The following is a 26,615-nucleotide window of genomic DNA, read 5'->3' as shown; positions in this document are numbered from 1 at the left end:
CCATTTTCATCAAGTAGACAACAAACAACATGGATATCAACCCCAACCAAGAGGTGCGGGATGCACTGCGAAGCCTTTCTGAAGGCCTCTTGTACCAAAGCGAAACCGATGCTCCTTTTGAGGTAGTTTCTTTCCCAAATACCCAAAACGCACCTATTCCGCAAGAGGTAGCTTCCTGGGCCGGAAAACCCGCCGATGCAAAAGTAGAAGTGGCAGAACTGGACTGGTTTTTCCGTAACCTAGTCAAGGAACCTGAGGAAGCTGGTGAGGAGCAAAAGAAGCAGGTGAGCCGTTTCAAAGAGTTGAAAGCTTTTCTGGAGCAGCGCCTTGCCGAGGTTAAAGTCTACCGCGTAGGAGAAAGAAGTATAGATGCGCTTATTCTAGGCAAAACGCCGGAGGGTGAATACACCGGATTGAAAACCTTTCTAGTGGAAACCTAATAGCAGCCCTACCTAAAGCAAGAGGCACTCCATGGAGTGCCTCTTGCTTTAGGTAGGGCTGCTATCTGAATCTGGAACTGCTTGCAGTGAATAAGTAATCTGTCTGCTTTCCCGTCTTTCAGCCTACTACTAAGTCTGAAAGACTATAAAAGCATTTCTGTATCCTGATTGATTACTTAGCGACTAGAAGTGCTATCCATCAAAGTCTATCAAACCCTTGCCACGTCAGGATTCCTGGCCTTGATGTTCTCAGGGCTTTTGGCAACACTACTTTTCTTCTTGCCTTTCTTCTTTTTATTCCACCACACCAGAAACCCAGTGATAGGTAAGCTGGCGCAGATCAAGCTGATGCAGAATGCCAGTACCTTGCCAGGCAAACCCCAGACAGCTCCTATGTGGAGATCGTAGTTGAGCAAGGACAGTTTATCGGCGAAGCTTGCTTCCTCGTAGCGGTCGCCTTGTACCCGGAAGAGCTCTAGCGTGTATTGGTCATAGTAGTACTCGTTGCGGTTGTACCAGGAGCCGTGGTCTTGGTAGGCGATGACCTCAAGGGCGTCATCTTTGTCTTCCAGAATGGGCGTCATGTAAAAGCCCTGCGCGTTTGGTTCAACGGCAATGGTTTTGTACCAAGCTTGGTCTAGTGCTGAAACAGGGTTATTGGCCAGCAACCCGACTTTAGTGGTATCGGAATGTGGATGGTGGTGCTCCGGCAATTCTTTTCCGCCGGAAGTGACGTAGTAGAGGCCTTCTTCAAACCATTTAAAACTCCACACCAATCCCGTAATTCCTAGGGCCAAAGCCAAAAGCAAGCTGTAGAAGCCCAGCACGTTGTGCAAATCGTAATTGACCCGCTTAAAGCTGCCGTTCCATTTGATCTTAAAGCTTTTGTCGCGGTTAGATTTATTCCAGCGCTTGGGCCACCACATCACCAAACCGGTAACTAGCAGCACCAGAAAGATGAGCGTGCACACGCCCACAATAGGGCGACCAATGTTGTACGGCAGCCATAGGGCCCGGTGCCCGTCAATAATGAACCGGAAAAAGTCGAACTCGCCCTTTCCAATGGATTTTTGTTTCTGCAGGAACTCGCCGGTGTACGGGTTCATGAAAATGGCCGTAAAGCTGCGTTCCCCGTTCTCAAAGCTGCTGAAACCCACGGCGGCAGCTTCCTCGCGGTTGCTGTACGTAAGGCCGGTGGGCTTTACGCCAGGCATGTACGCCACAGCGGTATCCAACAATTGGCTGGGTGGCACAAAGGCTTTGTCCTGGGCTTCCACAAAACGCCAGGGCTCCAGGGCATCCTTAATTTCCTGCTGAAAAGCGTAAAAGCAACCCGTTATGCTCACAATAAACACCACAATGCCAGAAACCAGGCCTAGCCAAAGGTGGAGCCAATCGTTCACGCGTCGGAGGATACTTGGGTTGTTTGATTTCTTGCTTTTCATGTTGTACTAGAAATATGAGTATGAAAAGGAGTGCCCGCCTCAACGGGTATCGCTGAGGCGGGCGGTAAGTAGGTTATTTCAGTCTTGCGATTCCGCCTAAGAAGGAGCCTTCAATCACAGCGCCTTTGGTAGCGGTAGCGGTAGCAACATCGGTTTGGTATATATTTACTACGCCGTCTGTAGAAATGGCGGTGTATACTTTTCCTTCATCCAGCAACGCTGCGAAGCTTCTGCCGCCATTGCCCGTGAACTGGGGTGCATTGGCTACCCGGGTGATGGTTTTAGCGGAAAGGTCTACAATAGCCAGGCGAAGGTTCTTGTCAGACCATCTGTCTGCCAAGGTAGGAGGCACTACCGTGATGGCCGCAAACAACTTGTTGTTGCCTATATAAATGGCGTGCGCGATTTTTCCGCCGTTAGGGGCAGTGTCAGTGTTGAAGAAGTAGTTTTGGTCAAACTCTGTAGAACCAGCCGCGATACGCAGGATACCGGCGGGCTTGGTAGACTGGCTGTAGCCATTGGAGTAGCTGCTGTTGGAAACAGTGTAAATGTCGCCGTTCTCGGTCTTGAAAATACCTGACCGGTTGTTAAACGCCCCAGCCGGACCAGTACGGGTGTCTTTGATTACTTTCTGCAACCCAAAGCCTGGGTAGCTGTAAATGGCCACATAGCAAGTATCTGTGTTGGCGGTGGCGTAGGTGGTATAGTTTACCGGATAGAATGTCTGGAACAGCTGGTTGCCTCTCACCTGCATACCGGTGTGGAATAACCAGTCTCTGTTGCTCGGGTGAATGTTGTTCATAGGCACATTCGCTCTGTTGGTAATGCTATTGGAAGCAATGTCAACCGTATAGAAGTTCGCGTTCAGGCTGGCGGTGGGGCTGGCAGGCATGGAAACTCCTACCATGGTGGTGCCGGCACCCGTAGGGTCAATGAAGTCATTATTGGCTTGCTCAAACGTAAGGCCGGTCTTAGTCGTCAGCTGGTTAGAAGAGTTCAAGCTGATAGTATTGACATCCGTAATGCCCAACCCACCGATGCTGTAGAAATTGCCCCCACCGAACGCGTAATCACGGTAGCCTTCCTGCAGAAGCCCGTTTCCGGTCAGGGAGATGGTGCCGCTCATAAGGTTGCTGGATTGCACAACGTAGTTGGTAGTAGCGGTGGAAGTGGTAACCCCCACGCCTAGGGCAAACACTTTATCTGACTCAGAAACTGGAGTGGGATCGTTATTATCGTTATCGCTGCAGGAAAAAGAGGTAAAAACTACCCCTGCTAGAAAGCTGAATTTGGCGAGTTGTTTAATCGTGGACTTCATGTAGATAGGTATTGGTTGGTGATATTATTTACTGATAAAGTATCTGGCTCTTAAGAAGAAGGAACGACCTGGTTTCTGAAGCAGATAGTTGTCAAAAAGGTTGCTGTCGGTCAGGTTCCGGCACTCTAGGGAGATGCCGTATTTCCCACTGTGCAGCGTGTAATTGATCATGGCATTGTGGGCTACTTGGCGTGGGATGACATCGTTGTTGTTTGATCCCAGGTGCTGCGGCGTGAAGTAGTATTCCTCCACGTAGTTAAGGTTGTAATTAAGGGTAAGCACGTTGTCTTTTGTGCCTAAATCATTGAAGGAGTACCCTACCTCTGCGTTACCGAACAGATACGGCATGTTAGGGATGCGATAATTGTAGCCAAAGTTCTTGTAGACGGTAGTGCCTGTGAGGTTCGTGCTGGTCAGGAATTCCTCTTTGTCCACAATGTTTTGGTAGGTGAGGTTTAATCCCATTTGCAGCCTGTTTTTCCAAGAGTATCTGACATCGCCTTCTACACCGTGGGTCACCACATTCCCCATATTGATGTACTGCCGGTCAATTGGCTGGGCTTGCCTTTGGTCCAGCCGGATGTAGTCATCTGAATTGCGGTAGATATAGTTTGCCTCCAGAGCGAATTGATGGTCTTTGTGGGGTTTAAAGGAATACATTGCCCCTGCGTTCACGTTGTCGCTGTTCTCAGGCTTTAGAGCAGAGTTCCTCCGTACAAACAGGCCGTCTCCCAATAACTCAATTGCCTCAGGCAGCCGGTAGGTATGCTCATAGGAGGCTTTCAGCTGAAGCCGGGGTAAAATGAAACCAGCGATAGCGGTTCCGTAACCAATGTTATCGGTTTTAGTCTGGATGGGCTGATAGGTAGGCTCACCCGTACCATCTGACACCTGTTCAAAAGAGCTAGCATCTAACAGATAAAGCTTAGAGAAGGCCGTAGCATTAAACCGTTTTTTGTTTACTTGCCAGGCAAGACCCATTACCTGTTTGTTCAAGGTTTGGGGGTACTGGAACGTCACGTTTTGCGGATCTTCCACGTCGCTTGATTTCCTGCCGAAATCAGACAAAACATAGTTAAAGGAAAGAGAGTGGTCAGGAAAAATCGCGTAGTTGAGGTTAGCGGTTACCAAACCTTCATGGTCGCGGTTCTTTAACTGCGTCCGGTTAAATTCTGCCGTGCTGGTTTCTTTTGTTTCCTGGTTCCAGTTGTATTGCAGGCGGGTGGTATCCACAAACCGGTTCTGCGTCATGTTATAGGCGCTGTACAAACTGAGGTCTAGTCCTTGGACAAAGAGGTTTGCTTTGCGGTACTTCACCGTCGGGATTACAGAAGAGGAGCGGGTGGTTCTGGCACCAAATACCTGTTCCATGGTCACGCCCGTCTGGATTTCTTTGTCATTGCCCGAGGCAATCAATCCTACTAAGAAAAGATCAGCATACTTTTTTCCGGTAACGCCAGTCTCCAATTGGAGTGTCCCGGATTTGTAAGCGTCATGGAAACGCTCTACTTCCCGGGCTTCTTCCCTTTGTCCGGTGGAGAGATTGATAGGGCGCACCTCCACCTTGTAGTTGTTGTCTGAGTAGTTGTAGAACGCGTTGGCCCGGAAGGTAAGGCCGTTTTTAAGATTGGTAAAGGCCCCGTTCACAGAGGCTTTGTGCGTGTTAAACGATCCAAAACCGTAAGAAAAATCCAGGAAGTTTGGGTCGGCCCGAGTTACGATGTTCACCGCACCTCCCAAAGCGTCGGCTCCCAGATGGTTGGGTAGCACCCCCTTGTACACTTCCACCCGTTCGGCCATGGTCACGGGCAGGTTATTGAGCGTTAAAGAAGAACCGAAGTTGTCCATGGGAATACCGTCCAAGAAAAATTTGACCTGTTTTCCGGAAAAGCCGTTCAAAGAGAAACTGAAGTTAGAACCAACGCCCCCTTCTTCCCGGATACGGATCCCAGTGGTTCTGTTCAAGGCCTGGTTCAAATCGGCGGAGGTGCTGTACAGTTTCTTGGCATCCAGCACCGTCACGTTGAAGCCTTCTTCTTTGATGGCGGTGTTCTGCGTTTTTCCGGTGACCAGTACCTCGTCCACGTTCAGATTGCCCGATAAAACGATGGGCCCCAAATTGGTAGTACGACCAGCCGTAATGCGTATTCTGTTCGTTTTGGTAGAATAGCCCACAAACGAGATAATCAAGTCATAGCCGCCCTCAGCAGCAGATAGGGAAAAGAAGCCGTCGGCATTGGTCTGCGCCACAGCATCAGTGCCTTGGATAGAGACGTTCGCGAATTCTATTGCCTTGCTACTTCCGTCCATCACTTTCCCCGAAACAGTTCCTGTATTCTGTGCTTTCACCGTCAAAGGACCGACAAGAAGTAAGAAAAAGAAGAGTAGGAGTCCTTTTATAAAGGAGGTGTCAAGTTTTGCAGATGGCCATGGGAATAGTGCTCTCATATTTTCTAAACAAGCCTAAGACTTGTTAACTAGACTAAATCTAAATAATGCTCAAAACTAAGTCATAGATCTTAGAAAGCCAATTTATTTAGAATGATTCTAGAGTAAGTAGGACCTAGGAGCAAGAAGTGGTCTAAACGATGGAGATAAGTAACCTAAAACGTTTCTGATACCAGCATAAGGGGCGTTTTAAGCCTTATACCGACATGAGTCAATGGCAGAGGAAAAGACTTTGAAATGCCTTAAAACAAAAAAGCCACTCGTGTGAGTGGCTTTTTTGTTTTTGCTCCCCCTCTTGGGCTCGAACCAAGGACCCCATGATTAACAGTCATGTTAATAGTAGTTATAGTTGGTTGTGAATAGTTGTAAATAGTGCCTAAATGGGCTATAAAGGCCTTTTGAAGTTATGTCTGGTTATAGGTATTAGTTGGTTTTTTTGATAAAATGTATGCAAATTGTATGCAAATTAAAACTCTATACCAGCGTGGCTAACGTATTGACCCAAATTATACTTGACACTAGGAGGCCATTAAAAGATGGGTCTTATCCTGTCAAACTAAGGCTAACTCATAACCGCAAGCAGAAGTATTACCCCACAGCATACAGCTTTACAGAAGAGGATTACCAGAAAGTAATACTCCCAAAACCTAAAGGAGCTTATAAAAATGCCCAGATTGAGCTACAGGAAATAGAGCGGAGGGCTAGAGCAGTTATAAAGGATATGGCTGTATTTACCTTTGAACTGTTTGAGAATAAGTTTGCAGATGCCTCTCCTAAAGGGGATGTATATATAGCTTTCACCCAGCATATAGATAAATTAAAAAAGGAGGCTAGCATAACTACAGCGGAAAGCTATACGTCTGCCCTAAGCTCCTTAAAGGCTTTCAGTGGGAAAACTACACTGCCTTTTGTAAACGTAACTCCTGATTATCTTAAAAGCTATGAGCAGTGGATGCTCAGTAAGAACAAGTCTCTTACAACAGTGGGTATTTACCTGCGCTATCTAAGGGCATTGTTTAATGAGGCAATAGAAACTGGAGATGTAGAGAAGGAGCAATATCCTTTTGGTAAAAGAAAGTACCAGATACCAGCTGGACGTAATGTGAAAAAGGCACTTACTCTAGCAGATATTGAGAAAATTTTTACTTATGCTCCCTTAAGCGCTACTGAGGAGAGGGCTAGGGATTTATGGCTGTTTTCCTACTTGTGTAGTGGTATAAATGTAAAAGACATAGCACTGCTCAAATACAAGAACATAGACTCCGCTACCATTACCTTTGTGCGAGCAAAGACCGCAAAGACTACTCGCCAAAATACTAAGACTATAATTGTACCACTATTGCCAGACGCTGAGCAGATTATTAAAAGGTGGGGTACAAAGCCAATTATGCCAAACGGCTATGTTTTTCCAATACTTTCTGAAGGACTTACACCAGAAAAGGAGTTGGCCAAAATCAAGCAAGCCACAAAGTCTATCAATACTTACATGAAGCGCATAGCCTCCTCTCTGAGCATAGAGAAAGAGGTTACCACTTATACTGCACGCCACTCTTACTCTACCGTATTAAAGCGCTCTGGTGCCCCTATAGAATTTATAAGTGAGTCTCTGGGGCATACCGACATTCGTACTACTAGAAGCTACCTAGATAGCTTTGAAGATGACGCAAAACGGGATTATGTTTCTGCTCTCACAGCTTTCTCAAAAAAGAAATAATTTATACCAGAAGGACTGCCACGCTTATCCAGCATAATCTCTATGTTTAGAGCTTTCCCTTATATGATATTTATATACATAATGCCTTGATGGGCTACCTGCCAGAGACTCACACTAAGAAAGTTATGTAGGATAAAGGCAGTAAAGGTTTGGTAGAGAATCTCCTGAGCTAGACAAAGGCCAGTGATGGCAGATTGAATAGCGGAACAGAAGCTGTCAGAACCAGTAAAAAAGAAAAGGCGGTGGCATTTTTAAATTCAAAAATTTATCATTATGATTATTGTAAGTTTTATGTTATTTAAATACCATTACATGCTAAAAAATATTACTTTTCAATTATTCAATATTTTAATATTAACTCTGTTTTTAGGGTGCAGCTCAGACTCTATAAATGCTGCCTCTATTCCTTATAAAGTAAATAAAGTGGAAAAAACAGGTGGCTATACTAAACTAGATATCCTCCTAAATGAAAGGATGGAGAAAGATTCAGTTATTGCTATTGCGCTTAGAGAAAAGACAGAGCGAGATGCTTGGGGTAAGTTTATTTGCTTTTTCCGAATAAAAGATTCAGAAAGTAGTCCTGCCGCGTGGGCTTCTGTGTCCTATCTTCCAAGATGCCCAGAATGTAAGACAGATACTGATTCTAAAGGCAAAGCAGTAAAGTTTAAAAGAATTGGCTTATCTAAAGCAGGTGCCGACAGTTTGAAGGCATTAACATTTGATAGTATCCCGAGTAAGATATATCTAGGGGGCTACATTGACGATGTGCTAGAACGTAAAACCGTTTATTACCAAGTAGATAATAACCTTTTAATGGTTAGTCTTTATCGCAATAAGCTGTCTCGCAAAAAGTATCATATTGACAAATATCCTCTAGATAAAAAGGCTGCTAATAAACTCCAGTACAAGAACACTAATACAGGTGGGTGCATAACTTTCAACGAGAATGCAAGCTTTATTGAGGTGTATGACAAAAATAAAGGTCTAGTTGAAACGACAACTCTTGTAAAGCTATGATAACTCCTCAAGGTTACTATAAGGGAAGCCATGAGGAGTATACTAAAGGATTTAAAATGGACGTATCAAGCTCCCCTTTGCGCCAGGACCGGAAGTGGAGGAGCCAAAAAAAGGAGCTGGTGGAAACTGTATCAATATGGCAGAACTGACAGTGGTTACAGTAAGAGCGCTAAGCATAGGGAGCGGAAAAAGGTTTAATAAGCCACTAATAAGAAAAAGAGGTTTGGTTAATTATAGCCTAATTGTGGCATTAATTTTCATAATTCAAAATTCTAGTCTAATCGAGGTATAAACCCACCCCTACACACAGAGAAAGCCAGTAAAAACACCTCATTTTATTAGAGTCTCATTAGAGACACCCCATAAAGAGTGACACGAGCCCAAAAACAATAAAGACAAAAGTATATAAGAGCCTTCTTATTACAATTTAAAAGGAGGAAGTTTACTGTACTTGTCCATCAAAGCCTCCAGCTCACTTAACTCCTCATTTTTTCGAGGACCTCCGTGTTTATGTTCTAGGAAATCCTGCAACAAGATAGGTCCAACAGCTGCCTGTAATCCGGGCACAATAACATAGCATATCCCTTCTGTTAATATACCTTCCCAATATTTGTTTTCATCACACAACAACACTGTACCACTACTTTCTTCATAAAAATTAAGATAGAGAAAGAGCCTGTCACCTTCTGGCTGTACAATTATTACATGACCACCCTCCCATTTGTAACGCTCTTTCCTTTCGAGCCATAGCTGAAAATGGTTCTCTGCTCCACCAATATTATAAACGTGGCTCTTTACTATGGGAGTTTTTCTTCTCTCATAGAAATCCCGTGTCCACATATAGTTTCTTAAGTTATCAGCAGAATTGCTCGCCTTGTATTGAGAACCGAGTATAATAGAGCCTATTCCTAGTGCAATCTTAGCATAAAATCGGTCTGGAAAATAATACTCCGGTGAGATCTTAATTGAGTAACGGTGTCTTTTGTTTTGTATCTCTACTAACTCTTTATGTACCTTATATAAGGATTTGGGAACCCTTTCAAATATACTACCCTTTGGAGGGGTTCTATTCCCTAAATAAAAATGAGAGTTTTTAAAAGCTAACTTTAGAGAATTAACAACAACAGCCTCCCATATAGGATTATTAGTCCTGATAAAAATAAATACTATATCCTTTTGCCTTGGACCTAATGGAGGCATCTCCTGAGCTGGATATGGCTCATGAAAGTGGTATATAGTGCTATGATTAGGCCCAATCAAAAAATCACACTCCTTATCACCTATTGCTATATCTCTTAATATCCCTATAGCTTCAAAGGGTATAGCAGTGTCACTTTTAAACCTTATAAACTTATTTGTTTTATACCCTTTCAAAGCCTTTAAAAAATAATTCTTAATAAATGGCCCATCAACAACACGACCTAAAAGGTTATTGCATCCACGGCACACATCATATAGGGCAAATGGATTTTTGGGCTCAATAGCTCCACCCGCGGACTTTGGAATTACATGCTCTTTTGAAAAGTCCTTATCATTTTTTTCCTTATTACAATACAGGCAGGTATTCATATCAGTTTTAATGGTGAGCTATGAGAAGGTTGGTGGCACAATACTGGTGGTATAATAAATATATATATTATGATATTTCAAAAATGTTCACTTACATAAACGGTCTTTTAAAAAAGGGTACTTACTACTGCCGCCTTCCGATGACTTACAACAGGATGGCCTAACTTAACCTGCAATATTGATTGAGAGCTGGGATTGAATGCTTGCTTGGCCTAATTTTCATGTTTTCCTAATCTTGTAAAAGAGGCTTAAACCAGATGGGGAGATAGCTGTAATGCTCCAAGCCATTAAAAGCATCAATAAGTATATGAAGGACATAGCGGCGAAGCTGGGTAACGAAATGAACGTCACTAAATATTCGGTACGCCACTCCTTCTCTACAGTACTGAAGAGGACAGGGGTATCCACGGAGGCAATCTCCGAGGCATTGGGGCACTTCTCCGAGAAGACCACGCAGAGCTATTTGGATAGATTTGAGGATGGTGTGAAGTGTAAGATTGCTTCGCATCTTACAGACTTCTAATTTCGGGAAACACTTACCCCTGAATGGAAGATTATAGCCAGCTACCGATAGAAGAGCTTTGTGAAAGGTTCGCCATATACGATGATGAGAGAAGCCAGATAGAGAGCTACGTGAGTACCCTTGGAGAGAAAGACCAGGCGGAGTTCACTGGTTTCAAGAAAAGGAACGCTGTTGGGCTAGGCCTAGAGCCCAACCCCTTTGACAACATCAAAGCAACCGACATCTTCATGATGGAGGAAAGGAGGTTCATCATCTATGACCAGTATGACTTTGGGCACTTTAGGTCCTACATCGAGGAGCGGCTAGGGCATTATACCGGGAAGCCTGAGCGAATCAAGTACTTCCTTGAGGATGAACTGCGCAAATCCCTAGGAAGGCTTAATGCATTGGGGGAGGAAGCTCTTGCCATAGATAACCAAAAAGACAGTGACGAGAACTATGATTCCCGGATCGAGGTGACAAAGTGCATCAGGTACCTCAATCAGCGCCTGAACCTCGGCGTGGAGGTAGCCTTTGAGCCAAGCCAGAGTCCCTTAGAACCCACCCCAGAGAATGAAGCACTGTGTCTCGACAAAGACAGTGAGTTTCTGGAGCCGATCAAAGCTGAAAACGTGGAAAATTCTGAGGAGAAGCTGACAGAAGAGGAGGCCGCCATTTACGCGCCTATCCTTAATTGTCCTGAACTGCCAGCAGCAGTAAAGGCGCTATACTGTTTTTGTTTGGAAAATGTCGGAATTATTGGTGATTTCATGAAAATGCCCGGCGGTAAGGTGAAGAATTTACATAGATTGGGGAGGGTGTTCGGGGTTAATGGGCAGAACTTTCATAAGCAGTACGATCGCATGTGTGATAAGCAAAAGCGAATTGCTCCTAGGAACATCCCACATCTGGAGAAGGTTGTGTCACTTCTTGCGGAACATGAAGAAGCTCAAAGACTTGCGGAGAGCTTTCTGAAAAAGGCCATAGCTGCGAAAAAAGTCCCGAAAACTTTATAGTGACTATAGCCAAATCGTATAGTCACTATAGTTGACTTCCCGCGGCGGTTTTAGGGTTTGGCTTTATATGAGAAATATAAATGAGGCGATGGTAAATCCATTCGCCGCCCTCGCCGAGAAGCTCAGCACCCTTGAAGGGATAGTGCTGGAGCTGTATAAAAAGTTAAACGCCCAAAGCGACTGCCAAGGGCCTGAAAGACCTCTCAGCATCCAAGAAACCTCTGTGTTCCTGGGCATCCCTAAGAACACCCTCTATGCCCTCACCAGCCGCCGGGAGATTCCGTTCTGTAAAAGGGGCAAGCAACTCTTCTTCTTCAAGGAGGAACTAGTGGAGTGGCTTAGAGAGGGCCGCCAGAGAACCGTGTCTGAGATTCAGACTGATGCCAGGAAGGGGGTGCGCCGTGCATAAGCCCTTCAACCTCCAAGAGTATCTGACCGCCTACGCCTCCAAAGGCATCGCCGAGTTCCCGGTGAGTGCCTTCCCGGTTCCGCTGCAGCGCATCATCCACGCCACCAAAGAGTGCCTGCTGTTCCCGGTGGACTTCACGGGTTCCTCCATGCTGGCCGCCATCTCGGTTGCGGTAGGCAATGCCCTCCAGGTGGAGGTGAAGCGGGGGTGGACCGAGGGATGCCCGCTCTTCATGGCCTTGGTGGGTAGGCCCGGCACGATAAAGAGCCACCCTCCCGCCTTCATGCTTGCCCCCCTCTTCAGGCAAGATCAGGAACGCTTTAGGGAGTACCGGCAGCAGAAAAAGGAATACGATGAGCAGATGGCCCTTGCGAAGAAAGCAAAGGATGGCGCCCCGACGCCAGAGAAACCTGTGCTGAGCAAGAGCGTGATCCAGGACGCCACGCCTGAGGCCGTGCTTGAGATTCACCTCCACAACCCCCAAGGCCTGATCCTCTACATGGACGAGCTGATGGGCTGGTTCAACAACTTCAACCGCTACAGCCAAGGGAGCGAGCAGGAGACTTGGTTGACGATCTGGAGCGGGAAGCCTCTCATCCAAGACCGAAAGTCCGGCGAGCCGCTCTTCTTACCGAATCCTTTCATCTCGGTGATCGGCACCATCCAGGACGGTGTGTTAAGGGAAATGGCTAAGGGGAACCGCAACCAGAACGGCTTCCTAGACCGGATTCTGTTCGCCCGCCCTGAGGGCCTTGAGAAGGAGTGCTGGTCCGATAAGGAGATCAGCCTATCGGTAGCCCAAGATTGGGCCAGGTACATCGACAACCTATTCCAAATCCCTTTTGAGGAGGACGGGGAGGGGAGGGTCCGACCCCAGGTGGTCCAGTTCACGCCGGAGGCCCGACAGCTCCTCACCGAGTGGCAGGCCTACAACACCGGCTTGGTCAACGCCGCCCCGACTGAATCCCTCCAAGGTATTTACGTAAAGCTGGAGAGCTACTGCACCCGCCTCAGCCTAATCCTGCAGGCGGGCCTCTGGGCCACTGCTGAGGGAGACCTGAACTACGTCCACGAGGAGGCCGTGCAAGGGGCCATCATGCTGGTGGAGTACTTCCGCCTCACCGGGACCTGGGTCTATGACACGGTCACCAACTATGACCCGCTCGGAAGGCTCGCTGGTGACAGGCGTCTGTTCTATGAAGCCCTGCCTGAGGGGTTCTCCACCAGGCAGGCCGAGACGCTCGCCGACGGTCACGGCCTGCCCCGCCGTAGCCTCTTCTATTTCCTCAAGGACAGGTCCCTGTTCTCGAATCCCAGCCGGGGACAGTACAAGAAACTCCTCTAGGGCAATCCCACCCTGACAACGCAAAGTTGTACCGACGGCACGGAAGGTGCCCTTGGCGGAGCCATGGCCATGACCTTGGTGCCGGAAGTGCAACAAGTGCAAACAGCCAAAGAAGGAATGAAACTAAGCAGATATGACTCGGGGTGGCGGTCAGCCCCTCCGGGCATGGGCAGGGCCCCGCCGTGTCTTAGCCTTACCCAAGAAAATAGCTTTAGATGTTCAATTCACATTTAAAATGAACCATACATGGTAAATAAGAACAAAGGATTGAGGCAAGAGGACAGTCCCAACCAAACAGACCGAAAAAGAAAGAAGAGGCAGGACGGATCAAGAACCTGAGGTTCGTAACCAATATGTGCATAAAGGTGGTGTAAGCCGAACTACCCTCCATTACGGACTACCTCAAGGACCGTGGGCAGCTAAAAGACTGGAATGACCCCGAGTTCGAGGAGATGGAGGCCATCGATGGATTGGTTGAGTACGAAGAGCTGCAAACCCTTACCGGTAAGTTGAAGGGGCGCAGGAAACGGGAACCTCTAAAGCCAGGTCATTCAAGAACCTGACCCAAGTCTCGGGCTTCCGAACGGGAGCTAAGCCTTGCCTTTCCAGTTCGCATTAATTTACCCAATACCCTTAAACTTTTATCCATGTCTTTGCACTTGTGGCACTTCCTGCACTTTGTCCTTTTAAAGAGAGCATCGTGCCAGGAGTGGCAGGAGTGCAGCCAAACCAAAAACCATGAACACCTTCCGATTCACCCTGGAGAGGTACAGCGGAGCGGGAAGCCGCTTCGACTGTCCCGAATGCCAAGGAAAGAAACGCTTTACCCGCTACGTTGATACTCAAACTGGAGAATATATGGGTCCCTCCGTGGGCCGTTGCGACCGGGAGAGCAAGTGCGGCTACCACCTAAAACCCCGGGATTATCTCGAGGTAAGGGGCATACGGCTGGAGCCGAAAGAATACACGGTGCCGAAGCCGAGACCTGCCATGCCCAAGCCCATTTCCTATCTCCCGAACCATTGGCCCAAGGCCAGCATACGGGCCTTCCAGAAGAACAACTTTCTCCTCTTCCTAGCCGGGCTGCTGGGAACGGCTAGGGCAAGGGAACTGGCGGAACGGTACCTGATCGGCACCACAGGGTATTGGGAGGGGGCGACGGTCTTCTGGCAGGTGGATCGGCAGGAGAGGGTGCGTACGGGTAAGATCATGCTCTACGATCCCGTGACCGGCAGGCGGGTGAAGGAACCCCAGGCTAGGATACACTGGGCCCACTGCTTCTCTGCCAACCCGCACTTCCGGCTCGGGCAGTGCCTCTTCGGGGAGCACCTGCTCAGAAATGAGCCCGGCAAACCGGTGGTGATTGTGGAGAGCGAGAAGTCCGCCGTCATTGCCAACGCCTTCTTCCCAGAGTACATCTGGCTTGCCTGTGGCGGAATCTCACAGCTCAGCCCCGAGAAGTGCCTGCCGTTAAAAGAACGGAAAGTGACCCTGCTTCCCGACGCAGACGCCTTCTGGGCTTGGGAGGAAAAGGCCAGGCAGATAGGGGAGGGACTAGGGCAGAAGGTCGGGGTTTCCCGGGTTTTGGAGGACCTCGCCACTAGGGCGGAGAGGGAGCAGGGCTGGGATATCGCCGACTACCTCATCCAAGGTAGGCGCTTGGGAACGCGCCCTTTTTGAATAACGATTATCAAACCATTAAACGATTAATCATGAATATAAAACTTGATTAATGGTCTAAACAATGAATAAAACTCTAACCATCCTGTAAAAAAAGATGAGAAAGGAGAAGGCGAGGATTGATGTGCTGTTCGCCTTTACGTAGTAGTGCCTAGATTTGGCCGAAGAGGCATGGAACGTAGTCCTTAACAGCCTGCTGCCTTGTGGCTAGCGGAGGAAAAGCGGGAACCCTGATTTCAGCGGCCCGGAGTGCCTTGAACTAGTAGATAGTGAGCGGGTGCTGTGCTTCTTGGTGGACAGGGTGGAGGAGGCTAGGGCAAAAGGCTACCTCTAGGGTTTTTACTTCTGCACAGATAGACTATGACTTGGGTGCCTGAATGGTCCCCAAGCCATAGCTTCCGTGTTCAAGCCTCACTTAAACTATTTTTTGTCTCCCTTAAATGGAAGGCTCCATTGCATTTGTTGTACTTCCTGTGCTTTACCCTTTCATGGTCTATGAATGCTGGGATTTCTGAGATGATAACATTTGTTCTCTAGCTAAGAGTTTTTTAGGAAGAAACACATTGGGTTATTGTTCGAGAAGATAGATTTCGTGCGTCATTGTTTGAAAGTGCAGATTATGCAAGAAAAGTGAGCCCGAAATACTTTTGTGGGCTTACATTTCTAATATGTAAGCAACCTTTTTTTGATTTATTCAATCCTCGCAATCTCATCAAAAGGCCCTCGAGATATATTTTAAATGTAGTAAAGGCATAAAGTACATGAAGTCGAATCAAATTCAGATAACGCTAAGGTGCCTTTGTCTGGAAGAAGGTATCTTTATTGAAAGTATTCTATAAAGAGTAGCTTGGTGCAAACAGGAGCCAAATTGTAATGCAAAGTATTTGATGGTTGGAATATTAAGCTGTTAGAGTGAAGGTTTGGAACCTAATTATTTAAGTATATATAATATCCCAATACTAGCAGCAGCACTTAATCCTATAGCAATATAAGCTAACGTTTTTAGACTGCGAAGGAGGTTGTTTTGAGTTTCGTAATTGTACTTTATTTTTTCTTCAAGCTTATTGAAATTAGAGTAAATGATAGTTTCAAAATCTCTTTGGCTTTGTTTGCTCTGATTTATAATGGTGACCTCAATATCAGTTTTGTGTGAGTTAAGTTTTGAGATCAACAAACTATCCAATTCTTTTTGGTAGTTTTTGTTGTCTTTGTATAGCTCTCGGATTTTTTGCTCTAGAAATTTATCAATCTTTGATAATTGCTCAGTGGATGAATCAATGTGTGAGATTAATCTTTTATTAACGAGCTTTGATTCGTTCGTGTTGCTATTAAGTAAATTAGCGCTTTTAGATATTTCACTTTTAATTTTGCTTATCTCATTGTAAACATCAATAAAAGACTTTAATTTCTTAGAGTTCTGCTCCAACTCCAACATTGTGTTCTCCAACTTTTCTAAATCCATTTTCCGTGTTTGTAACTATGGTTTTTAATCTTTTATTATAGTGTTCTAAGACTGTTTCAATATCACCTACCTGTTTGGCAATCTCTATCCTTTCCTCTTCTGTCTTGCAATACTTGTAGAGGTATTTGGCTAGGATGCCTTTCGATTGACTACTAAAGTATTTCTTTGTCATTTCCAGAATCTGATCTATGATGAAGTCATATTCGTCATCAGGATACCCGCTAATAGTATTCAAAGCTTTGTCGAATCTATTTTCCTGCAATTGAGATAGGCTTTTACTCTGCAAAAGCAGTGTTAATCCTTCCAGTAGGTTTAATCCAGTATTGGTCTGATAGCTCTCTAAGAAACGTTGCAAGTTTCCTTCCAAGTCTCTCAACTCATTGGCATTTATGATGGTTTTGCTTTGAGTGTAAAATACTTCGAACCATCTTTTAAAATCTTTATTATTATTTTCAGCGATATGTTGAAGCACGTAAGTCGCTTGGGTGAACTTGAAATATGCCTCGAGTGACTTCTTAAACTCTTCTTTACCATTAGGGGTGTCGTTGTACTTCAAGCAATTCTCGTAAACGTGTTCGAGTGATGCTCTTCTGTTTGCACCAAATTTATCATAAGACCATTGTAGTAGAATTTTTGAGTACTTTTCAAACGTGGTTAAAAGTTCATCCTTAAAAATATTTGAGTATTTTATCCGTTCAGGATGATCATCAAATCTAAAATCGTCTACATACTTCCTGATAAAGTTTAGAAGGGAAGAGTATATTTTATCATCTGTATAAGTATGATAATAGACTGTAAAAGCCCCATCGAAAAAGTCGTCGACAGTCCAATCTTCTACGATCCCTAAATTTGACAGTCTGTATATCGCTTTTTCAACTTTAGCCTTGGTTGAACCTAATGCTTTTGCTAAGACTAATTGGGTAGCCCCAGGGGATGAATATTCTTCGTGTAGACTATTTAACAGGCTTAATTCGTCGTTTATAGGCTCTAATCCATTTTGGTAAAGGAATACTTGCCTAAAGACATCTTGGCCATCCCACCCAACTTTATCTGATAATTCCTTTATTTCTTCATAAGATGATTCAGGGTTGAAAACAATGCTTAAGTCTACAGTTTCTTCTGACAATAGTACATAGCATTTAGCATCTCTTTTATCCCGGCCAGCCCGGCCTGCTTCCTGGTATAGAGATTCCATAGAGGAGGGTATCCCATAGTGAACAGTGTAACGAACATTACGTTTGTTGATCCCCATTCCAAAAGCTTTTGTAGCCGTAAGCAAAGGAAATTTGTTCGATTTGTATTCTTCCTGAACCTTTATCTTGAACTTATCAAATTCCAGAGGGTCATTGTACTTTTTAGGCTTATCGCCAGAGTAATACCTTACTGTTGTATTTAAATCCCTACAAAGTTTATTGGCTAATTCAAAACATCCATTTTGGCCATTGACATTCGGGGTAAATATTAGACCGCAATTAGTATTGTCTTCATCAACATTAAAAATATCCTCTTCAAAATCGTTGTGCTCATTTAGCAGATTGATTATCTCTCTGTATTTGTTTCCCTGATCTTTGATAACCTTGAACTCCAGCTCTGGTCGAGTATAATCTACTAAGGTCTTGACGTTTTCTTTTTCAATGTTAAATTCGATTTGAATGTCCTTTAGAACATTGATAGATGCGGTGGCAGTAAGCCCTAAAAATTTGATGTCTGCACAATACGTTTTTATGGTGCTGGCTAGGTTGAGGTACGCTGTTCGGAAATCATGTCCCCACTCTGACATACAGTGCACTTCATCAATCACAGCATAAGAGAAATGTAGTGATTGATTTATGGAGGCTAGGCGTGCTCTAAAGTCTTTTGTCTGAAATCTTTCCGGAGAAATAAATACAAAAAAGTATTTGCCATTGCCGAAGTTGTCTAATATCTGTTTTCTGGATTCGCCTAATACATCACTGGTGATTGTATCTGTATGATGAATGAAGGCTGTGTCCAAGTCCTTCTTCTGATCATACATCAGTGATTTGATAGGACACACGACGAAGCTAACACACGGTTGGAGCAAACATGCTAACTGATAAGTCAAGGACTTCCCCCCGCCAGTTGGAAGCAAGCCAATTGTATCTTTACCTTCTAGTGCATTTTGAATGATTGGGACCTGACCCGCATTAAAATGATCATATTCAAAAATATTCTTCAGGAAGAACTCCAGGTTTTCGTGATCATCCGTCTCCTCATTAAAGCTAAGCTTATACTTTATAGGAGTTGTGGTTGAAAGCCTGAAATAGTTGATAGGTTCTAGTTTTTCAGTTGACCTATTGTAATACAAATCTAAGTAATCGGTTCTTACAAATAGCACGTTAGGCTGTGACTTGTTTTCGTCAGTCCAACGCTGGAACAAACTGAAGTCAACTTTGATGTTATTCTGAGGTGAGAATCTGCCAACATGAGAAACAGTATAAGCGGGCTCCGAGAAGCTGATCTTTTGGAGCTTTAAGAGATAAAATAACCATTCAAAAACATCCTCAAGTGCATGTTGTTCATAGCCAGTTATATCATTGTTCAGAATCTCAAATGACCATTGCTTGTCGTCAAGGGACAGGTAGCCATACTCTAGTAACTCTAGAAGCAGTATCTGGAAACGGATAATAGCCGTGGGTAGCAGCTTGGATGTAACTGTCTCGTAGTCTTTTAGGACGTTTTCTAATCCATGGTTAACTTTATAGAGATTTAAAAATCTTCTATATGTTTCTAACCGCTCCTTTATCAGATTTATTTTCTCGTAATAGTTTTCATTCCTTTGATCAAGGTCTTTTGTGTCGATTCTTACAGTCAAAATATTGAAGAGAGCTAAGTGCTCGTCTCTTATTCTGTCAACAACTCTCCCGCTTTCCAACTTGTGCTGTTGACCATCAATTTCGATTACTAGTTGTGCCTGGGGTAAGAAGAAATCAACATGTTGATACTCAAAGTTAGGATCATTGCCCTGGGTTATCTCGTTAATAGTTATTTCTGGAACTATTAACTGTTTGATGAAACTGTAGTCAGGAAGGTCTTCTTCAATTCTATTGTTAAGAAATGTTCTAGCAGGGTAATAGTTTCTTTCTGTACTTCCTTTTATTGTATCAGCCCATTTTAAGTTTTTGCTGTTGATTAAAACAAAGGGATTTTTAAAATTTTCATTTTTATGTAAACCCTCATATGCACTAGAGATACCTTGAAGGTATTGGCTCATGATAGTGGGTTTGCCTCTTTGTAATAGGTTTTTGAGAATGCAAATGGCTGGTAAATAATTGTTTGTAATGCGTTTGCCAATTAAATTTTGGATTACAAAGTTATGATTAGTGAAGGCATAGTTTGCCGTAAACTTCTTCATTGATAATTTATGTATAGGTTAGAAGGAAAGTAAGTTTAGTTATGCCTTCTTTGATTTATGCTAATCTTATCTTTATAAAAGTCCGCCATTTAAACTAGTCATGCTAATTTAAATGGTTAAATGGGGCAATTATATAGCTTGTCTGAATACCTTACTTTGGGTGTATAAAGTAATCGGCTGCCTTATTTAAAAAGCTGATTTGTGTTAAGGTGTTGAAAATTTTATTGATAACATTGATAATTAAATAATGAGTTTTACCTGTTTTGGTTTTACTTATAAGAACAAGACAAAGCCTCTAAGTAAAAATTAATTACGATTTTGGTTAGTTCACCCAAAGAAAGTTCTTCTAAACGAGCTATAAAGGGTTGCCTTCTTTCAGCTTGTGATTTCCTTGGATATCTTACATAATTGAAGCGCTAGTTCAGCTGGTAATATACCTGAAATAGTGTAGAAAGTGCAGCCCCGCAAAGGTACTGTTTGTCAGCGAATTTCACATAAAGGTGACCAAGTACATTTCTTGGTATGCCTTGTTTTCCTTAACCATCTCGAAAGACCGGTTTATATTTTAGTGTGTGGCGGCATAGAGCAGAAAGAGAGGGAGTTTATCAAGGTAGCCGAACTGGTTTCTAATTTTTGATGTAAGCGAATAAAGCCTTTGCGTAAATAAAGGCAAAGGGTCAGTCAAGGATACCTTTTCACTATGTTGCCTCTAGTTATATTTTTATTGTCCAGCTCACGCAGTTGAGCAATCCGCCGTCCTTAGCAATTTCGTTGATATTCACCGGCTCGACTATTCTTGTTGGGAATACCTCCTTGATAACTCTCAAGGCCTCTTCATCTTTGTTTTCGGGTGTCCCGAAGATTGGGAAAAGGATCAAGTTTTCGATCTCAAGATAGTTGACATAGCACCCCACGGCGGAATCGCGATTAGCTTTGTCCCTGTGCTCGAACCAAGGCATCTCCACAAAGCCTAGTCCTGCCTGCTTGGCCATCCTCAGAAATCCTTTCCGCCAGTAGCCGAGTTCCCCATTCAGCTCATTCACCAACACCGTGTTCCTGTCTATGAATCTCAAGTGGCCATCGGCATGGCCGGTCATGTCCTCGGTGATAGAAGGAATAAAGATAACTTCCACCCCGAGCACTGACTCGAGCTCCTGGATAACCTGGTCTTTTGTGAGGTGGGGGTTCTCCCCGAACACTCTCTCCGTCAGGATGGCTTTGTCAGTCCACCTGATGACATTCCCCCCATCAAGGTTGAGGCTGGAATAGGAGGGGGCTATGCCCTTAACGGACCTAAGAACCGCTTGAGGGTCGGATTGAAGGTGCAGCTCCTCCGCAAGGTAGGAAGGCTCATACCGGAACTGGATAAACTTGTTCTTGGCCACCTGTACTGGCATGTAGTCTCTGCACCAAATGTCCTTCGTGTCCAAAAGGAAACCGTAGCTGACTCGATGCTTGTCAATGAGGGCTTTGATCCGCTCGAAAGCCGGCGCGTACCCCTCCCTAGACAGTAGCAGGTCGGAGAAGTAAACCTTGTTCGTATCCCTGTCGGTGATCATAGCAGGAGGGAATGGCTGGTTTGAATTTTTATTTTATCAAAGGTGGGAATGTCCAGTTGCTCCCGATCATTCAGATAACGGTAATGCTTGGCGTGGAACTCCGGATATTGTACTTTGTTGCTGTTGAGAACCCGGAAGGTTTTCGTGATCGGGCACTCCCTAGGTTCCACGTCCTCTAGCACAAGGGTAGCGGGTTCGGTCGCCTTCCTCATGGCTTCGAACAATTTTGTGAGCACCTTAAGGGGCCCATTGGTGTAGCTGGAATCCGCAGAGGTGATGCCCCTGAGCAGAATGCCACCGTCAAACGCATCTCCGTGGGCAAGGGTGATGTCTATTCCTTGGTTATGGAGTCTCCACTCTCCAGCTTCTCTTTTATGGTCATGGGTGTACTTGTCCGGATGGAAATCCTTGTGATAGTAGTAGAACTCGATCTTCGTAAGCCGGAACACCTCCCCGTTTACCCTCAGTGCTTTTTCCCTAATAAGTTGGGAGGCGATCAGGTCGAATGATCCCTCCACATCCCGGTTATCAATGTGAAAATTCATAGTAGTTTCAAATGCGCCGCTGTATCAAGATGTGCCGGTGATTAGGCATGCTGCCGTGGGTAGTCTTCGGTCCCAATATACGACGTTCCGGTTTTCCAGCAGTATGCCGGCATCTCTTTGTCATCTTTCTGATATTGATCAGCTGTCAAGTTTAGAGTCTATAAAGTTGCTTTTCTCCAAAACAATTTTAAACTATAGCCATGCGGGCATTCCTTACGGAATGGGTATGCTTAAAGTATTCCAAGCTCTTTCCCAGTGGGTTTTTAGTGGAGGCAGCCTTCAAATGAAAATGATTTAAGTCTGACTTCATCGGAGTGAGGTACTAGTGCAAAAAGTGCAAGAAGTGCAAGTGCATCAGAAAATTATTGAAAGTTCCATCCTCGGGAAATGTGAGGGGCTTTCTCTCTTGTAAGCTCCTTAGCAATTAAAGTTTTCACTTTGAAAGGCACTTCAATGCTAGTATTTACTTGAACTGAAGCGAAACTAAGGGGGAATGGAGAGAACCTGCTTAAACAAGCAACTAACTAAATAATTAGAGCTGAAGTTAATTTGAAGCGATATTCAAAACCAAAGTAAATATTAAATAAGATAAATATAGTATATTCGGTAGTGCAGTTCAGTTTACTCGTCCAACGGTAACCAGATAAACCGATGTTTTGACTCCATATAGTGTGCCAATAACCGGATGTCCTCCGGTTATACAGTAGTTAGCGGATATATTGAAAATTATTAGGGTGGATTATATACTAAGAATTATAATATCATTACTCATCATTTGTACGGCCTTCAGGTGTGCTCAGGAAAGAACACCAACAAAGTTCTATTATTATGATGCTTATAAAGAAGTAAAGAACCTAGGTATCGATAATAGAGAAAAAGTATACCAGCTTCATGTACGTAAAATAGAATCGGATTCAATAGAAATACCTTTTATCAAAATTCATCCTATCTCTTGCCCACTTGACGGGTTGATATCTCAAAAGTCTGATACGATTTTCATGGACATTGGAGAGAAGTGCGAGCCAGGCCAAACAAAATTCATTACAGAAGCAGCTACTCTTAAGTTTGTTTGGAAATTAAAACTGAAGAACCACAATAATCGCAATTATATTCCTAGGATAATTGATTTTGACTCAGGAAAAACTTTGCCTCTTGAAAAGTTAAAAATACAACCGTTAATATTGTGTATACACCATGCCTAGGCCGACGGTCTTGCACGTTGTTTGCACGGGTCCGTTGGGAGTAATAGAAATTATAAAATAAAAATGAAAGAAGACAATCAACCAATGAATTTGAAAGACCTTGCAATTTCTATAGGAAAAATTATGGCCGAAGTCTATTGGGGGCCGATGTATAGGTTTGTTAATAAAAATAAAGAATTAAATAAATCATTTACTGCATTTTTACTAAGTCCAGAAAAGCTAATTTTCTACTTTGGAAAAACTCATTTGGCAATTGAGTATATAGGTCCAGAACGACTAGTTGAAATTCCTGATTCAAATAATCCTGAATTGATAGTCAGGGATTACACCCAAAAAGATGGTAATTTTTTAGAACAGATTATTGGTTTTGAGAACGATAGTACTATCCCTTTTGAGTTTCCGTTTTCCTCTATTGCTGAAGACTTAATCTTGCCAACAAACAAAGGGCATGATAAATTGATTGAATTAAAATGGAATTTTGCAGCGCAAAGCTCAATCATGGCTATGAACGCTGGTAAATTCAAAATTATGGAAGGAGAATTTGCTAGGTTTATTAATGCGTTATTCTTTGATGCAGATGACAATGGCCTTAAAACTAGACATATAAAGTGGATTGATTTTATACCTTGGGAATATGACGACACCAATTCTGAACATGATAGTGTTACTATAGATACAGATATCTTCCGACAACTTGCAATGCATGATGTTCAGTATGTTTATCCACTTCCTGATAAAGATGATTTTAAATATTCAAAACTCCCTCAAATAAATAGATTTATTGAATTAGCTGGCACGGATGAAACATCTGAACCCAAACTCACATCTTTCTTATCGAAAGAAGAAAATAAATTTATTTTAACAATGGCTTTCCTGTCCAAGGAAATATATTCTCAATTAAACTGTGAATGGCAAAGTGAACAAAAAGAACCAATACAACCCGATTTTTTTGCAGTCCAACCCAATGGTTATGCTAACATTGTAGAGTTTAAGCTTCCTTCTTTGAAGTCTAATTCTGTAACTGGGAGAAATAACAGAGAGACTTTTTCAGCAGAAATTAATTCATATATTTCTCAAACAAGAGTATATAAACAGTATTTTGAAGACCCAAATAATAGAAAATGGTTTGAGGAGAAGTATGGATTTAAAGTGCATCATCCAAAAAGAATTTTAGTAATGGGAAGAAGATACGACTTCAGTACAGAAGAATGGAGGAATATTGTTGCTGATTATAGAGATATAGAAATTTTAACCTTCGATGATTTGGTCGACGGTGTTATAGCTCAATTTTATATGTAGAACAACTACTCCCAACAAAACTTAAAAAGCATTAAAATGCTTTTTAGCCAAGCCTTTATGTAATTACAAAAAAAATATATAAAAACAATGAGACCATTTTTATTATTGATGTTCGTTCTTTTGCCTTTATTAACTAAGGCTCAAAGAGTAATTGAATTGCCTTATGTTGAGACAAATTCCCATGTTCAATCTCTATTAATCAAAAGTATAGAGTTATCAAATGAATATACCGTTGTAAATATAAGATATGTTAACTCTCTAGGCGCTGGATGGATTAGGACATATAAACCAGGAGACAAACGTGCTTATTATATTGCAGACCAGTATGGTAAGCGGCTTGCAGAAATAATTAATGCAAAGAATATTCCATTCTCACCGGCAAAAAGAGCTTTACGTTCTTATGATGAAGTTGTAGATTTTACTTTGGTTTTTGCAGCTATTGACCCTAATATTAAAAAAATTGATATTATAGAAGGTAATGCAGCAGACCAAGGTAACTTCAACTTCTATGGGGTATTATTAGATGGAACAAATTCAAAAGCGGACAAGCCTAAATCCAAGGACGCAGAAGGTAAGAAAGTAATGACAGGTTCTGGGACCGGGTTTTTATTAAATACAGACGGCTATGTAGCAACCAACTTTCACGTAATTGATGAAGCAACAGAACTAGAACTTGTTTTTCCAATTGATGGAGTTAATGTAACCTATAAAGCAAAAGTATTACATACTGATAAAACCAATGACTTAGCAATTCTTAAAATTGATGACCCTTCCTTTAAAAAGCTAAGGTATTTACCTTATGAACTTTCAGCTGATTATGAGGTCGGTGATGAAGTATATACAATAGGTTATCCCCAGCCCGATATAATGGGAACTGAATCAAAACTAACGACAGGTATAATAAATTCGCTTACAGGAATAGATAATGATAATACTTGTATGCAAATATCTGTACAAATACAACCAGGTAATAGTGGTGGGCCATTGTTTAACAGTAAAGGAAATATAGTTGGGCTAACTACAAGTACTTTGAACTCTTTGTTTATGGCAAAATATAAAGGGAACATACCCCAAAATGTAAATTATGCTGTTAAGACAGAATATTTAAATGTACTGACAAAGTCACTTTCATTAGATGGGAAAAATCTTGTTAAGGATATGCCTTTAAAAGATAAAGCAAAAGCAGTCAAAAGCTTTATCTGCTTAGTAAAAGTATATTAAAAATAAATGCATGTGACATTGTGCATAAGGTATGCTACGTCAGACGGCCTCGCACGCCTCATGCACTAGACCGTTAGGTTCAAGTTAAATATGGCAAATTGCTCGATGTCACAGATATCCAATGTCGTCGAAAATGAAAAATAAGTTTAGGAAATAAATTTTGAAGCAATGCTATATTTTGCTTGAATCTCACTGAGAAACCAAAATCCACAGAAGATAACTTAAAAAATAAATGGAAGAAAAAAAATATGCTGAAATCATTGATAAAGGGGAGTGTTTGTCTACTATCAATGTACCGCCTGTCGTTGATTTATTGAATTGGGGCAAATTAGAGTCTGTGAAAGATTTTGCGGGTAGAAACGAATGGGCAAAGTCTAATTTTTATCCTTCAAATGGTTTAGTGGGAGAAATTGAAGGAGTTTTACATAATACCCTATGGGGCTTTGATGTATATATATTAAAAATTCAGAACAAATACTACGTGCCGTTGTCGGCAAACGGACTTCGATTTATCTCAAAGACCGAAATGCAACAAAAGCAGCCAAATATTCAAACAAGGGGTATGGATGAAAGGCAAGAGAAAATAAATAGTGACTATGATCAACTTGTGAAGCGACCGTTTTCAATAGGAAAACCAAATTACACTGTATATTTTAAACAAGATTTAATTGCAAATTTGACAAAAGCGTCAAATGATTTTACTAAGCAACTTTATATTTCAGATATTGAAAAAGAAGCTATCATGTACTCATGCGATATCTGTTTAGAATTTGATAAAAAATCAGATGGGTTGCTGACAGAAGACTGGAAACAGCATATAGTTTCTGAGGTATGCGATGTAATAGAAGAGTTATTTGAAGAGTTTGATATAGATGGTAGAAAATCTATAATGAACAAAGTGCTAGCAATAATGAATAATAAATATACTGCAAAAAGTATTGTAGAAAGATACTATGATAGATAAAAAACGAAATACACCAACATCTAACGACAAGCTATTAGCAAATAGAAAATATAAAGGGGATTTAACCTTGGATGGTTAATGGGCCTT

19 protein-coding genes are annotated in these 26,615 nt (G+C 42.9%); 11 read left to right on the top strand and 8 right to left on the bottom strand.

The genetic code is table 11. From position 1 onward, the window contains the following. The first annotated feature begins 29 nt into the window (after positions 1–29). Positions 30–440 (top strand): nuclease A inhibitor family protein, encoded by a 411-nt coding sequence (locus ACW9SV_RS04505; protein ID WP_479555542.1) that lies wholly within the window; start codon positions 30–32, stop codon positions 438–440. 209 nt (positions 441–649) lie between these two features. Here ACW9SV_RS04505 and ACW9SV_RS04500 read toward each other — a convergent pair whose 3' ends face one another. The 3 genes from ACW9SV_RS04500 to ACW9SV_RS04490 form a co-directional block, all read right to left on the bottom strand. Continuing rightward, a complete protein-coding gene (locus tag ACW9SV_RS04500) occupies positions 650–1,885 on the bottom strand; it encodes a PepSY-associated TM helix domain-containing protein (protein ID WP_479555541.1) in 1,236 nt (411 codons plus the stop codon). Positions 1,886–1,958: 73 nt separating this feature from the next. Beyond that, on the bottom strand, positions 1,959–3,203 hold the full coding sequence (locus ACW9SV_RS04495; protein ID WP_479555540.1) for a DUF4374 domain-containing protein: 1,245 nt from the start codon (positions 3,201–3,203) through the stop codon (positions 1,959–1,961). Between the two features lie 24 nt (positions 3,204–3,227). Further along, entirely contained in the window at positions 3,228–5,651 is a 2,424-nt protein-coding gene (locus ACW9SV_RS04490) for a TonB-dependent receptor (protein ID WP_479555539.1), read from the bottom strand. A 484-nt stretch (positions 5,652–6,135) separates the two neighbouring features. Between ACW9SV_RS04490 and ACW9SV_RS04485 the strand changes: the two genes are divergently transcribed. Continuing rightward, positions 6,136–7,365, top strand: coding sequence for a phage integrase SAM-like domain-containing protein (locus tag ACW9SV_RS04485; protein ID WP_479555538.1), 1,230 nt, complete (start codon positions 6,136–6,138; stop codon positions 7,363–7,365). 273 nt (positions 7,366–7,638) lie between these two features. After that, on the top strand, positions 7,639–8,382 hold the full coding sequence (locus ACW9SV_RS04480) for a hypothetical protein (RefSeq protein ID WP_479555537.1): 744 nt from the start codon (positions 7,639–7,641) through the stop codon (positions 8,380–8,382). Between the two features lie 420 nt (positions 8,383–8,802). Here the strand turns inward: ACW9SV_RS04480 and ACW9SV_RS04475 are convergent, their stop codons facing one another. Then, complete coding sequence (locus ACW9SV_RS04475) at positions 8,803–9,951, bottom strand: HNH endonuclease (protein WP_479555536.1); 1,149 nt, start codon at positions 9,949–9,951, stop codon at positions 8,803–8,805. A gap of 274 nt (positions 9,952–10,225) precedes the next feature. On the opposite strand from ACW9SV_RS04475, the gene ACW9SV_RS04470 reads away from it, so the two are divergent. The 5 genes from ACW9SV_RS04470 to ACW9SV_RS04450 all read left to right on the top strand — a co-directional run bounded on the left by ACW9SV_RS04470 (position 10,226) and on the right by ACW9SV_RS04450 (position 14,903). Continuing rightward, positions 10,226–10,474: a tyrosine-type recombinase/integrase gene (locus ACW9SV_RS04470; RefSeq protein ID WP_479555535.1), complete on the top strand. Its 249-nt coding sequence runs from the start codon at positions 10,226–10,228 to the stop codon at positions 10,472–10,474. A gap of 23 nt (positions 10,475–10,497) precedes the next feature. Beyond that, complete coding sequence (locus ACW9SV_RS04465; RefSeq protein ID WP_479555534.1) at positions 10,498–11,469, top strand: hypothetical protein; 972 nt, start codon at positions 10,498–10,500, stop codon at positions 11,467–11,469. A gap of 67 nt (positions 11,470–11,536) precedes the next feature. Then, entirely contained in the window at positions 11,537–11,878 is a 342-nt protein-coding gene (locus ACW9SV_RS04460; protein WP_479555533.1) for a helix-turn-helix domain-containing protein, read from the top strand. After that, entirely contained in the window at positions 11,871–13,223 is a 1,353-nt protein-coding gene (locus tag ACW9SV_RS04455; protein WP_479555532.1) for a YfjI family protein, read from the top strand. The genes ACW9SV_RS04460 and ACW9SV_RS04455 overlap by 8 nt, the downstream gene beginning before the upstream one ends. A 738-nt stretch (positions 13,224–13,961) precedes the next feature. Beyond that, entirely contained in the window at positions 13,962–14,903 is a 942-nt protein-coding gene (locus ACW9SV_RS04450) for a DUF6371 domain-containing protein (protein ID WP_479555531.1), read from the top strand. Between the two features lie 931 nt (positions 14,904–15,834). Here the strand turns inward: ACW9SV_RS04450 and ACW9SV_RS04445 are convergent. From ACW9SV_RS04445 to ACW9SV_RS04430, 4 genes are all read right to left on the bottom strand, one after another. Beyond that, positions 15,835–16,365 carry a hypothetical protein gene (locus ACW9SV_RS04445; protein WP_479555530.1) on the bottom strand — a complete coding sequence of 177 codons (531 nt, stop codon included), beginning with the start codon at positions 16,363–16,365 and terminating at the stop codon, positions 15,835–15,837. Further along, positions 16,313–19,597, bottom strand: a complete 3,285-nt coding sequence (locus ACW9SV_RS04440) for a RecQ family ATP-dependent DNA helicase (RefSeq protein WP_479555529.1) — start codon at positions 19,595–19,597, stop codon at positions 16,313–16,315. The genes ACW9SV_RS04445 and ACW9SV_RS04440 overlap by 53 nt, the downstream gene beginning before the upstream one ends. Before the next feature lie 854 nt (positions 19,598–20,451). Next, positions 20,452–21,297 (bottom strand): agmatine deiminase family protein, encoded by an 846-nt coding sequence (locus tag ACW9SV_RS04435; protein ID WP_479555528.1) that lies wholly within the window; start codon positions 21,295–21,297, stop codon positions 20,452–20,454. Continuing rightward, positions 21,294–21,842: a hypothetical protein gene (locus ACW9SV_RS04430; protein ID WP_479555527.1), complete on the bottom strand. Its 549-nt coding sequence runs from the start codon at positions 21,840–21,842 to the stop codon at positions 21,294–21,296. The genes ACW9SV_RS04435 and ACW9SV_RS04430 overlap by 4 nt, the downstream gene beginning before the upstream one ends. A 1,265-nt stretch (positions 21,843–23,107) precedes the next feature. Between ACW9SV_RS04430 and ACW9SV_RS04425 the strand changes: the two genes are divergently transcribed. From ACW9SV_RS04425 to ACW9SV_RS04415, 3 genes are all read left to right on the top strand, one after another. Then, on the top strand, positions 23,108–24,343 hold the full coding sequence (locus ACW9SV_RS04425) for a Shedu anti-phage system protein SduA domain-containing protein (protein WP_479555526.1): 1,236 nt from the start codon (positions 23,108–23,110) through the stop codon (positions 24,341–24,343). Between the two features lie 87 nt (positions 24,344–24,430). Beyond that, positions 24,431–25,564: a S1C family serine protease gene (locus ACW9SV_RS04420; RefSeq protein WP_479555525.1), complete on the top strand. Its 1,134-nt coding sequence runs from the start codon at positions 24,431–24,433 to the stop codon at positions 25,562–25,564. Between the two features lie 232 nt (positions 25,565–25,796). Further along, a complete protein-coding gene (locus ACW9SV_RS04415; protein WP_479555524.1) occupies positions 25,797–26,528 on the top strand; it encodes a hypothetical protein in 732 nt (243 codons plus the stop codon). Positions 26,529–26,615 lie beyond the last annotated feature (87 nt).

The sequence above is a fragment of the Rufibacter sp. JT20002 genome (assembly GCF_056491185.1).
This window is presented reverse-complemented; position numbering and strand designations above follow the sequence as displayed.